Raw genomic sequence first — 12078 nt, 5'->3', positions numbered from 1 at the left:
CGGCGCAGTCGAAGTGCACATCACCCAGCATCTGGGGCTCCAGATCCTGCCGCCACTGGTGGCCAATTTCGTGCCGGGCGATCTGAAGCTTCTCTACCGCGAGACCTGGCGTCCCACCGGCGATGGCCACGTGCGCGGCGAGAGCCACGTTTCGGCTTCCGGCGGCCTGGGATCCAGTCGCGCGGACAACTGGTTGGCGCCGACGGGCAGCTCGTCCCAACTTCGCTCCTCCGGAAAAGTCGACGTCAAGATCCCGTTGGTCGGCGGCAAGCTCGAGAAATCGATCGGTGCGAGCCTGGCCCAGAGCATCCCCGCGACGCTGCGCTACACCACCACGTGGATCGCCGAACACGGATAAACCGCCCCTTATTGACGTACGCGAATGCAACAATGCCTCGACCGACCGACGCGTCCGCTCATTAAGTAGGTGATCTTGCGCCAGGCTGACAGCGTTAGCCCTGCCGAGAAACAGCAGCCTCAGCGCTCCGAACAGACGACGTTCCGCGCGGATATCGAGGGCTTGCGCGCTGTTGCCGTGCTGGCCGTCGTCCTGTTCCACGCCGCAGTTCCCGGCCTCGGCGGCGGCTACGTCGGCGTCGACGTCTTCTTTGTCATCTCCGGGTTCTTGATCACCGGACTGCTCTGGCGGGAGGTCAGCAGTACCGGCGGTGTGCGGCTGCGCAGTTTCTACGGCGCGCGTGCCCGCAGGCTTCTGCCCGCCTCCGCGGCGGTGGGCGTGATCACCATGCTCGCCTCGGCGATCCTGTTGCCGCCGTTGCAAGCTCGGCCTGCCATCACCGACGGCATCGCCAGCGCGTTGTACGTGAGCAACTATCAATTCGTCATGCGGGGCGTCGACTACTTCGCCAATCACGTCACCGCGTCGCCGTTTCTGCACTACTGGTCGCTCGGCGTCGAGGAACAGTTCTACCTGGTGTGGGCCCCCATGCTCCTCGGAACGCTGTGGCTGACCCGGTTGGCGCGCAAGGCGCGCCGACGCCCAGCGACCCAAGTCGACATATCCCAGCGGCCGTTCATCGTCGCACTCGCACTGGTCGCGGTCGTCTCGTTCGCGCTGTCGTTCCTGGCGACGTACATCGTGCCCGCGGCGGCGTTCTACTCACTGCCCACCCGGGCGTGGCAGCTCGCCGTCGGCGGACTGGTCGCGCTGACCGCCGTTGGCTGGCAACGTCTCTCACCGCGCATCGCCGCCGTCGTCGGCTGGTCCGGCCTGGCGCTGATCCTGCTGGCCTGCACGTGGTTGAGCCCCACCACGCTCTACCCGGGTACTGCGGCACTGCTGCCCACGCTCGGCGCAGCGCTGGTCATCGGCGCCGGCTGCGCCACACCCACCCACGGTGGTGGGCGCCTGCTGGCATTACCGCCGCTGCGCGCCATCGGCCGCATCTCCTATTCGTGGTATCTGTGGCACTGGCCGGTGTTGGTGCTCGCCCCATTCCTGCTGGGCCACTCACTCGGGTTGGCCGAACGGATCAGCGCGGCCGCGCTGTCGGCCGGGCTGGCTTGGCTGACCCTGCGGTATCTGGAAAACCCACTGCGCTTCGCCCCGAAGATCCGCACTTCGGCATGGCGCAGCCTCGGCCTGGGTGCGACGGCGACGATCGTCGCGGTGTGTGTCGGCGTGACACTCTTGCGTGTGATGCCCGCCCCGGTCGGGCACGGCCCGTCCGTCACACCGCTGCACTTCACTGCGGCGACTGTCCCGCCAGGTTCTCCCGCCGGCGCCTACGACACTGCGGTACGGCGGACCTTCGCCGAGGTGCAGGCCGCGGTTCTCGCGTCGGCCGAGCTCAAGGCCGTTCCGGCGAACCTCACGCCGGCACTCGGTGAGACGTTCGCCGAGAAGAAGGCGCTGTCGTTCAACGGTTGTCTGCGTGGGCCTTTCGAAAGCGGACAGCCCGAGTGTGTGATGGGCGACCCCACGTCGCCCACGACGGTCGCCCTGGTCGGCGACTCTCATGCCGCGATGTGGACCCCGGCCTTGCAGCAGATCGCCACCGAACGACAGTGGCGATTGGAAATGCTGGCGAAGGGTGCCTGCCCGCTGCTGGACCTGCCGATCACCAATCCCCTGAGCCGGCTCGCCGAGCGCTTCGAGCACTGCTCGGAGTGGCGCAATCTGATCGTGTCCCGTCTGGAAGCCGAACGTCCGCAGCTCATCGTGCTGAGCCTGTGGCGCGGTTACGGTACGGCGGAATCGCTTTCCGGGTATCGGGCGTACGACGCCGCGTGGATCGACAGGTTCACCCGCCTCGTCCAGCGGCTGCGCGCCACCGGCGCACGAGTTCTGGTGCTCGGGCCCATCCCCGATCCGCAATTCCAGGTACCGGTCTGCCTGTCCGGATACCTCGATGATGTGCCGGCCTGCACACCGACTCGATCGACCGCCGTCAATGAATCCGGCATCGCCGCCGAAGCGGCAGCCACCAATGCCGGCGGCGGACAGTACGCCGACACCACCGACCTGTTCTGCACAACCGAACGATGCCCGGTCATCGTCGGCAACACCTTGGTCTATGTCGACGAGAACCACATGACGCTCGAATACTCGCGATTGCTCGCGCCGGCCGTCGGAGCGCTGGCCGACCGAGCACTCGCCCACAGTTAGTCACATCAGGGCCGTTCTCGAAACCACCCCTGGCGGCTGTGCCCGAATGTAAGAATGCCTCGACTCAATTGACGTGTTCGCTGAATTTGCAGGAAGGTGATCTTGGCCCACGCCGACAGTCTCAGGGCTAGCGAAGAACAGCAAAGTCGGCGCCCGGAACAGACGTACTTCCGCCCGGACATCGAAGGCTTGCGCGCCGTCGCAGTGACGGCCGTCGTCCTCTTCCACGCTGCCGTGCCCGGGATCAGTGGCGGCTACGTGGGCGTCGACGTGTTCTTCGTGATCTCCGGTTTCCTCATCACCGGACTGCTCTGGCGGGAGGTCAGCGGGACCGGCACCGTTCGGCTGCGAGCGTTCTACGGCGCCCGCGCCCGCCGACTGCTGCCGGCCTCGGCGACGGTCGGCATCATCACGATGGTCGCGTCGGTACTGCTGTTGCCCCCGCTGCGGGTTCCGACCGTCCTGTACGACGGCATCGCCAGCGCGCTTTATGTCGGCAACTACTGGTTCGTCATCGACAACATCAACTACTTCTCCGATCTGCTGACGCCATCACCGTTCCTGCACTACTGGTCGCTGGGCGTCGAGGAACAGTTCTATCTGGTCTGGGCCCCGCTGATCCTGGGCACCGCGTGGGTGATCCGACGGTTCCGGCGGGACAGAACGCGCGCCATCGCGTCGTCGCGACGGCCGTACCTGGTGATCCTCGGACTGGTCACCGCCATCTCGTTCGCGCTGTCGCTGGTGATCACCTACGTCGTGCCCGCGATGGCGTTCTTCTCGCTGCCCACTCGGGCTTGGCAGCTGGCGATCGGCGGACTGGTCGCGCTGACAGCGATCCATTGGCAACGGCTGTCACCGCGGCTTGCCGCGACGACCGGCTGGGCCGGGCTGGGCATGATCGTGCTGGCCTGTGGCTGGTTCACCTCGGCCACGCCCTTCCCGGGGACCGCCGCCCTGCTGCCCACCCTCGGCGCGGTGCTGGTGATCGGGGCCGGCTGCGCGACACCGTCGCAGGGCTGCGGGCAATTTCTGAGCACGTCGCCGATGCGAGCGGTCGGCCGGATCTCCTATTCGTGGTATCTGTGGCACTGGCCCGTGTTGGTGCTCGCTCCCGCACTGGTTGGTCACTCTCTGGGATTGCCCGAACGGATCATCGCCGCCCTGCTGGCCGCAGGGTTGGCGTGGCTGACCCTGCGTGTTCTGGAGAATCCGCTGCGCTTCGCGCCGAAGATCAAGAACTCACCGTGGCGCAGCCTCGGCCTCGGCGCGGTGGCCACCGCGATCGCGGTGTTCGTCGGTCTGGGCCTGCTCAGGGTCGTTCCCACCCCGGTCGGGCACGGCGCACCGGTACCCGCGGTGACCCTGAACACGGCGTCGGTGCCCGCCGGGTCGGCCATGGCGGCTTACGACGCCGCGGTAGAGCAGACCTTCGCCCAGGTGCAGACCGCGCTGGCCGCCTCGTTGGGCGATCGCGCCGTCCCGTCGAATTTGACCCCTCCGCTGACCAATCTGGCCGCCGAGCAGGAGGACTACACGTACAAGGGCTGCCTGCGCACGCCGTATGACAGCGGCCAGCCCGAGTGCATCATGGGCGACGCCTCTTCGTCGAACACCGTTGCGTTGATCGGAGATTCACACGCGGCGATGTGGACGCCCGCCTTTCAGCAGATCGCCGCCCAACGGCACTGGCGGCTACAGATGATGGCCAAGGAAGCCTGTCCGCTGATGGACGCGCGAGCGGACAACGCATTCGGCAATCTGGTTGAAGATCTTCAGCACTGCCAGCATTGGCGCGACGAGATCATCGCCCGGCTGGCCGTCGAGCGCCCCCGACTCGTCGTCGTCAGCGTCTGGCGGGGCTACGGCATCGACGAAACGATGTCAGGTTTTCGGGGATACGACGCGGCGTGGATCGAGGGGATGACCGAGCTGGTCCGGGAACTCCGCACGATGGGCGCACAGGTGCTGGTGCTCGGACCGATACCGAGTCCGCATGCCAATGTGCCGATCTGCGTGTCCGGCCACCTGAATGACGCGGCGGCCTGCACGCTGTCCCGGTCGGCGGCGGTCGACCAATCCGGGATCGATGCCGAAGCCGCCGCAACGACTGCGGGCGGCGGACAATACGCCGACCTGTCCGACCTGTTCTGCACCGCAGAACGTTGTCCCGTCATCGTCGGCAACACGTTGGTCTACCTCGATGTCAGCCATTTGACCCTTCAATACTCACGCGTGCTGACGCCGGCCATCGCGGCGCTGGCCGACCGCGCGCTCGCCCACAGGTAATCAGGAGGCTCACCGTGTCGAAATCCGTGCTCATCACCGGCGGGGCCGGGTTCATCGGGTCTGCGCTCGCGCGCCGTCTCGTCGAAGCCGGTTACGAGGTGGCCGTGATGGACATCCTGCACCCGCAGGTGCACGCCCAAGGCGCCCAGATCGACCTTCCGCCCTCGGTGCGTTTGTTCACCGGCGATGTCACCCACGCCCCCGATTGCGATGCCGTGCTGCGGCTGGTCAAGCCCGCTCAGATCGTGCACCTGGCGGCGGAAACAGGTACAGCGCAATCGCTTTCAGAGGCATCCCGGCACGGCTCTGTCAATGTCGTGGGTACGACCCAGCTGCTCGACGCGCTGAGCCGGTGCGGGCATGTGCCCGACCAGTTGGTGCTGGCATCCTCGCGCGCGGTCTACGGCGAGGGTGCGTGGCAGGCGGGCGACGACGTCTTCTACCCGAAGCCGCGCAGCCACGCACAACTCGTCGCCGGCATCTGGGATCCACAAGGTCCCACCGGGGATCGCGCCGTCCCACTCGCGAGCAGTGCGGTGCGCACCGAGCCCCGGCCGACCAACATCTATGCGGCGACCAAGCTAGCGCAGGAACACATTCTGGCAGCGTGGACTGCCGCACACGACACCAAACTCAGCGTGCTGCGTCTGCAGAACGTGTACGGCCCGGGTCAGTCGCTGACCAACTCCTACACCGGAATCGTCGCCCTGTTCGCCCGGTTGTCGCGGGAGAAGCAGGCCCTGGAGGTCTACGAGGACGGACGGATCGTGCGCGATTTCGTCTATATCGATGACGTTGTCGAGGGGCTCTTCGCGGCCGTCGAGAGTCCCGCCGAGCCGGCCCGCTACGTCGACATCGGTTCAGGGGTGCCCACCACCATTCATGAGCTCGCCCAGCAGCTCGCGACCATCTGCGGCGCGCCCGCGCCCGTCGTGGTCGGGAAGTTCCGCGACGGCGATGTCCGCGCCGCGCGGTGCGACACCGAGCCGGCGACCACCGAGCTCGGTTGGCGCCCCAAGTGGTCCCTCGAAGAGGGGATGCGCGCGCTGCTCGACTGGATCGGCAAATAACTGATCGCCGTAGATCACCGACCCGACGAACCAAAGGACTGATGTGCCGCGACGCAGCGATCGCTATATTCCGAACCTCTACTCGCGGGATATCGGCGTGTACGAGCCCGAGTACCAGGATTTCATCCGACGGACGATGACGGAACTGCGAAGGCACAAGATTCCGGGCCACACTCTGCTGTGGGAGGCCGCCCAACTGCGGGGTAGCGGCTTGGTCCTGGATCTTGGTGTCTGGATCGGTTGGTCGACCCGACTGCTGGCCGACAAGACCGGTGGCCCGGTCTACGGCTTCGACACGTTTGAAGGCATCGTCGAGGACTGGCAAGTCGACGACGGAACTCTGGTGAAAGCGGGCGCTCTGTCGATCTCGGAGCCGTACGCGCAACGCCTTATCCAGGATACCGGCGTCACGATCGAGGACGGGATTCCTTCTGCGTTGGGTCGCGATGTCCAGTTCGTCAAGGGCAGCACCTACGACACATTGGCCCCATTTCTGACGGCGCACCCGGGGCCGATCCGGCTGTTCCATATGGACTTGGATACGTACGAAAGCTGCCTGCACGCCCTCGAAACGTGCAAGGAGCGCTTCGAGGTGGGATCGATCCTCGTCTTCGACGAATATCTGGTGACAAATGGTGAGATGCGGGCGTTCTACGAGTTCCAGGAAAAGTACGAATTCGAGTTCCGGTACCGCGCATGGGGTCTGGAAATCATGGAGATGAATGCCGCGATGGTCCAGGACCCCGTCAGACGGTTCATTCACCGGGTCGAGGCGCTGCAGGCTCAACGCCTGTTGGGTGATGGAAGCTACGTATGGAAGATCTGGGACAAGAGATTCTGGCGGTTCTGGTTGGGTGCACCGTGGGGCGACATACGATTCATGTTGGGCGCGATCGGCCAGCGGAAGTCGGTCAGCCTCGAGATCACCAGCCTCGGCCGTCTGGGCTCATGAGCCGGTTGATGAAGACACCGCTACTTCGCCCGAAGCCATCTTGCTCACGCTATGGTCAATATTCGTGATCGAGCTTGACGGCGTAGCGAAGACATTCGACGGGAACATCCTCGCCCTGCAGGACGTCAGCTTTTCCGTGCCCACAGGTTCGGTGTGCGCGCTGCTCGGTCACAACGGCGCGGGGAAGACGACCACCATCAACATCCTGTCGACGTTGATGCGTCCCTCGTATGGCAAAGCGATTGTCGCCGGCTACGACGTCGCCAAGGAGCCGGCTCGGGTGCGGGAATCCATCTCCATGACCGGCCAGATCGCCGCGATCGATTGGCAGTTGACCGGACGCGAGAACTTGGTGATGTTCAGCCGGCTGCACGGGATGCGCCGCAAGGACGCCAAAGCGCGGGCCGATGAGTTGATCGAGCAGTTCGACCTCACCGATGCCGCCGACCGCAACGTGGTCACCTATTCCGGTGGTATGCGGCGCCGGGTCGATATCGCCGCGGCCCTGGTGGTACCGCCGAAAGTCCTATTCCTCGACGAACCGACGACCGGGTTGGACCCGCGCAGCCGTCGCAGTGTGTGGGATCTGGTGTCGGCGTTGGCAGCTGACGGAGTGACAGTGCTGCTCACCACCCAGTACCTCGAGGAAGCCGACGTGCTCAGCGATTCGATCGTCGTGCTCAACCACGGTCGCGTTGTTGCCACCGGGACAGCCGAGGACCTCAAGCGGCGGGTCGGGTACAGCTACTGCACGGTCAGCCCGGTCAATCCGGCCGACCTGCCCAAAATCCTTGCCGCCGTCGCCGATCTTCAGGACGCCCAAGCCGACGAGGACGCCAACAGCGTGTCGGTACTGGCACCGAACGGCGTTGCCACCCTCAGTGAGGTATTCCGCCGCGTGGAGCAGCTTGACGTTGAGCTGGAGGACATTTCGCTGCGCAAGCCATCTCTCGATGAGGTATTCCTCCACCTCACGGGCAGTGTCACCGCGTGAGCTCAGTTGCTGTTCTGACCGAACGCATGGTGCGCAACACGTTGCGCAGCGATCTGCCGTTCGCGGTGTTGGCGCCGGCGGGCAACTTTGTGATCTTCAATCTGGCGCTGCGCAACGTGATCGACACCGGCGGGATCGGATACCCCCAGTACCTGTTGCCGGTGATCATCGTCCAGGTGACGCTGCTCGGTGCGCTCACGACGGTCGACCGGGCCAGCCGCGACCATCAGTCCGAACTCGGGCTGCGGTTCCGCACGCTGCCCATCGCCACCGTAGCCCCGTTGGCGGCCCGCATGCTGTACTGCCTGATCCGCGGCGTCATCGCTCTGGTCGCCACGATCGTCGCCGGATACCTGTTCGGATTTCGGATGCTCGGCGGACCAGGGCATTTGGTGGCCTTTATTTTCTTCGTGCTGGCGTTGACCTTGGCACTCTCGTTGGCCGCCGACGCGACGGGCGTACGGATCTCGACCGCCGCGATCGGCAGGAACGGCGGGTCCAGCCAAGTTCTCCTGGTACCGCAGATGATCCTGGTCATGCTCTCCACCGGGATGGCGCCCGTCGAATCGTTCCCCGAATGGCTGCACGGATTCGTTCGCTACCAACCTGTTTCCCAGGTGACGGAAACCCTTCGGGGTCTGGCCGCTGGCAATGTCGCGGTCAGCAGTCTGGTGAGCAGCTTCGCCTGGTGCCTCGGACTGCTGGTGGTCTTCGGAGTGATCGCGGTGCGCATGCAGAGGCGGACTCAATGACCAGCCCGGCCGCGCCGTTGCGTAGTTCGCTGCTCTACGAGAGCTGGGTGATCGCCGCCCAGCACTTCACCCACTGGCGCCGCGACCCGCTGGTTCCAATCCAATCTCTGGTTTTCCCAACCTTTCTCCTGATCACCTACTACTTGCTGGTCGGCAAATCGGTGTTGCGCATCACCGGAACCGACAGTCTTTACGGCTTGGTGCCGACCTGCGCGATAGCCGGAGCGTTCTCGGGGTCGCTCGCTGTGGGCCTGACCCTGTCCTTCGAACGCGACACCGGCCTGCTCAGCCGATTGTGGGCATTGCCCGTGCACCGAGCCAGCGTGCTGACCGGCAGGCTCATCGCCGAGGCCGGGCGCACCCTGGTGAGCACCGCCTTGATCACCGCGGTAGGCATCGGTCTCGGACTGCGCTTCCGCGGGGGCCCGCTCGAACTGCTGCTCTACCTACTGGTGCCGGTCATGGTGGTGATCGTCTTCGCGATGGCGGTGATCGCGGTCGCGGTGCGAGCCAAGGACGGCACCGTGCTCATCTGGCTGGGGTTGCCCGCCATCACTGCGGTGTTCGCAAGTTCAGGTTCCCCGCCCATCGAATCGCTACCTTCGTGGATGTGGCCGCTGCTGCGGTTCCAGCCGATGCAGCCGATCGTCGAGTCGATGCGAACACTTGCCCAGGGCGGCCTCCCCTGGTTTCCGCTCCTGTGGGGCGTGTTGTGGACCCTTGCCGGTGCCGCCGTGATCGCCCCGCTGGCGATCCGCAGCTACCGTGCCGCCGCGGAATCCGGCGGGGTTCGCGGCTGACGTCAACCGCGACGCGACAGCGCGAACTTCTCCAGCAGCTCGGCCGCGGCGGCGACACTGTCGGCGGGCTTGGTCATTCGCGACGCGAGTTCTTCGGCACGGGTGAGGTATTCAGGGGCAAGGATGGTGCGCAAGTCCGCCACCAGCGTTTCCTCGGTGGTGCCCACAAATCGGCGGCCGGCGCCCACTTTCAGCTTCTTGAGGCGAGATCCCCAGCACCCCTGGTCCGGCAGCATCCACAGAATCAACGTCGGCCGTCCGGCACGGAGACCGGCGTGCGTGGTGCCCGAGCCACCGTGGTGGACGACCGCGCGGCACGCCGGGAAAACCTCGGCATAGTTCATCGGGCCGACGATCTTGACGTGCTCATAGCGCGGGACGCTGCTGTAGTCGGCCCAGCCTGCGCCGACCAGTGCTCGCTGCCCGAGTTGCGCGCAGGCCCGCGCGATCATGCCGATGGTCTCGGCTGCGGTGTCGACCGGCATGCTGCCGAAACTGAAGAAGATCGGTGGTGTCCCCGCGGCGATCCACGACGCGATCTCGGCATCCTCGGCGGCCGGCAGCTCCATCGTGAGGCCGCCGACAAAGGGCCGCCGGGGAATCTCCTGGTCGTTGTACGGCGCCCATTCGTCGGCCAACCCCGGATAGCACTCGACGTCGTACGCCTGGATTTCCAATGCGCCGCCGGCGGTCATCCGCTTGGTCCAGTGGCTGGTCGCCTTTGGCAAGCCGAGAGCCAAGCGCTCAGCATCGTCTTCGACTTTGTGTCCGCGCCGCGTCAGCCACTCGCCCACAACCATTGTCGAGCGGCACAGCGGCGGCGGCAGGAACGGCATTTGGTAGCCGTTGACGCGCAGCGGGAAAATCTGCAACGTGGCCAACGGGGTACCGCAATACTCGGCCACATTGGAGGCGACACCCTCGTAGTTCAGCCCGGTGAGCAGCGTGTCGGCGTCACCTGCAAGCGCCAGAAGAGTCTTCCTCGCTTCTTCCCGGTGCTCATCGAGCAGCCCGGCGAAGGCACCCAGCAGTCCGTTCAGTTCCCGCAGTTTCCAGGGCTTGCTGAACAACAGGTTCCAGAATTCGTGGTGCGGGTCGTCGACGGCGCGCAACGTCGGTCCGAAAGCCACCGCTTTGGGCCCGGCGGACTCGGCGAAGTCGACCATTTCCGGTGCGACCACGAGGTGCACGTCGTGACCGCGGCGCACCAGCTCTCGGCCGATCGCGGCGAACGGTTCCACTTCACCACGGGTCCCCCAGTTCGCCAGGACGAATTTCATTGCGGCCCTAGCCCCTTTCGGGTCTCCGAGCGGCCTTTCGAATGGATGCGGGCGAAAGTCTCCACAAGGTCGGCCGCGGCGGTGACACTGCCCGCGGGCTTGGTCATCTTCGCGGCCAATTGCTGAGCTCGGGTGAGGTAGGCCGGCGCGAGGATGGTGCGCAAGTCCGCAACCAGCGTTTTCTCGGTGGTCGCCAAGAAGCGGCGGCCGGTCCCGACCTTCAGCCGCTTGAGCCGGGCAGCCCAAAACGCTTGATCGGGCAACCGCCACAGGATCATCGTGGGGCGTCCAGACCGCAATCCCGCGTTTGTGGTGCCGGAACCCCCGTGGTGCACGATCGCGCGGCAGGTCGGGAAGACCTCGGCATAGTTGATGGTTCCGACGACCTTGACGTGCTCGAATCGAGGCACGCAACTGAAGTCGGCCACGCCTGCGCCGATCAAAGCCCGCTCGCCGAGTTGGGCGCAGGCACCGGCGATCATGGCGATCGTCTCCGCGGCCGATTCCATCGGCATGCTGCCGAAACCGAAGAAGATCGGCGGGGTGCCCTCGGCGATCCACGACGTGACGTCCTGATCGTCGTCGGCCGGCATCTCCAGAGTCAGTGCGCCGACGAAGGGCCGCAGAGGTGGCGACTGGCGATTCCAATTCGCCCACTCGTCGGCCAGCCCGGGAAAACACACCGCGTCGTACGCCTGGATCTCCATCGCCCCGCGCTCGGCGATCCGTCGAGTCCAGTGCCCCGTTGACTTCGGCAAGCCGAGGTCAGTTCGCTGCGCGTCGTCGTTGACCCGGTGCCCGCGCCACGCGAGCCACTCCGAGACCTTCATCACCGCGCGCCCCAACGGCGCGGGCAGGAACGGCAGCAGCCGGCCGTTGACGCGCAGCGGGAAATGTTGGAGCGTGGCCAACGGGATGTCGCCGTGCTCTGCGACATTGGCGGCAATGCCTTCGTAGTTCATCCCCGTCACCAGCAAGTCGGCATTCTCAGCCGTGAGCGTGAGCGTTTCGGCAGCCGCCTTGCGGCACTGGTCGATCGGATCCGCGAACTCGCGCACCAGCCTGGACAGGTCCTTGACGCGCCAGGGCTTGCTGAAGAGCAAGGCGAAGTATTCCTGGTGCGGTTCGATGACGGCCTGCACGGTCGGGCCGTAGGCGACCGCTTCGGTGCCCGCGGACTGGGCGAAGCTGACCATGTCAGGCGCAACAACCAGACGGACATCGTGCCCGCGACGCACGAGTTCGCGGCCGAGCACCGCGAACGGTTCCACCTCGCCGCGCGATCCCCAGTTGGCCAACACGATTTTCATCG

At 65.7% G+C, this 12078-nt stretch carries 10 protein-coding genes; 8 read left to right on the top strand and 2 right to left on the bottom strand.

The window, feature by feature from the left end:
- The 8 genes from MSZK_RS07915 to MSZK_RS07880 form a co-directional block, all read left to right on the top strand.
- On the top strand, positions 1 to 358 hold a 358-nt coding region (locus MSZK_RS07915; protein ID WP_099246603.1), incomplete at its 5' end, for a DUF2505 domain-containing protein.
- A 75-nt stretch (positions 359 to 433) separates the two neighbouring features.
- Positions 434 to 2629 carry an acyltransferase family protein gene (locus MSZK_RS07910; RefSeq protein WP_099246601.1) on the top strand — a complete coding sequence of 732 codons (2196 nt, stop codon included), beginning with the start codon at positions 434 to 436 and terminating at the stop codon, positions 2627 to 2629.
- Between the two features lie 99 nt (positions 2630 to 2728).
- Positions 2729 to 4918 carry an acyltransferase family protein gene (locus tag MSZK_RS07905; protein ID WP_099246599.1) on the top strand — a complete coding sequence of 730 codons (2190 nt, stop codon included), beginning with the start codon at positions 2729 to 2731 and terminating at the stop codon, positions 4916 to 4918.
- A 26-nt stretch (positions 4919 to 4944) separates the two neighbouring features.
- Entirely contained in the window at positions 4945 to 5988 is a 1044-nt protein-coding gene (locus tag MSZK_RS07900) for an NAD(P)-dependent oxidoreductase (protein WP_099246583.1), read from the top strand.
- Between the two features lie 43 nt (positions 5989 to 6031).
- Positions 6032 to 6940, top strand: coding sequence for a class I SAM-dependent methyltransferase (locus MSZK_RS07895; RefSeq protein ID WP_233211168.1), 909 nt, complete (start codon positions 6032 to 6034; stop codon positions 6938 to 6940).
- 64 nt (positions 6941 to 7004) lie between these two features.
- Positions 7005 to 7934 (top strand): ATP-binding cassette domain-containing protein, encoded by a 930-nt coding sequence (locus MSZK_RS07890; protein ID WP_099246581.1) that lies wholly within the window; start codon positions 7005 to 7007, stop codon positions 7932 to 7934.
- Positions 7931 to 8686, top strand: a complete 756-nt coding sequence (locus MSZK_RS07885; protein WP_199203238.1) for an ABC transporter permease — start codon at positions 7931 to 7933, stop codon at positions 8684 to 8686. The genes MSZK_RS07890 and MSZK_RS07885 overlap by 4 nt, the downstream gene beginning before the upstream one ends.
- The gene (locus MSZK_RS07880) at positions 8683 to 9486 is read left to right on the top strand and encodes an ABC transporter permease (RefSeq protein ID WP_099246577.1); all 804 of its coding nucleotides are present in this window, start codon (positions 8683 to 8685) and stop codon (positions 9484 to 9486) included. The genes MSZK_RS07885 and MSZK_RS07880 overlap by 4 nt, the downstream gene beginning before the upstream one ends.
- A gap of 2 nt (positions 9487 to 9488) precedes the next feature.
- Here the strand turns inward: MSZK_RS07880 and MSZK_RS07875 are convergent, their stop codons facing one another.
- Entirely contained in the window at positions 9489 to 10766 is a 1278-nt protein-coding gene (locus MSZK_RS07875) for a glycosyltransferase (protein WP_099246575.1), read from the bottom strand.
- Positions 10763 to 12076: a glycosyltransferase gene (locus MSZK_RS07870; RefSeq protein WP_099246573.1), complete on the bottom strand. Its 1314-nt coding sequence runs from the start codon at positions 12074 to 12076 to the stop codon at positions 10763 to 10765. Before MSZK_RS07870 ends, MSZK_RS07875 begins: the two co-directional genes overlap by 4 nt.
- Positions 12077 to 12078: the final 2 nt, after the last annotated feature.

The sequence above is a fragment of the Mycobacterium sp. shizuoka-1 genome, assembly GCF_002723835.1.
In the GTDB taxonomy this organism is placed as follows: Bacteria; Actinomycetota; Actinomycetes; order Mycobacteriales; family Mycobacteriaceae; genus Mycobacterium.
Note: the sequence above shows the minus strand (reverse complement) of the source record. Positions and strands in the feature narration are given on the sequence as shown.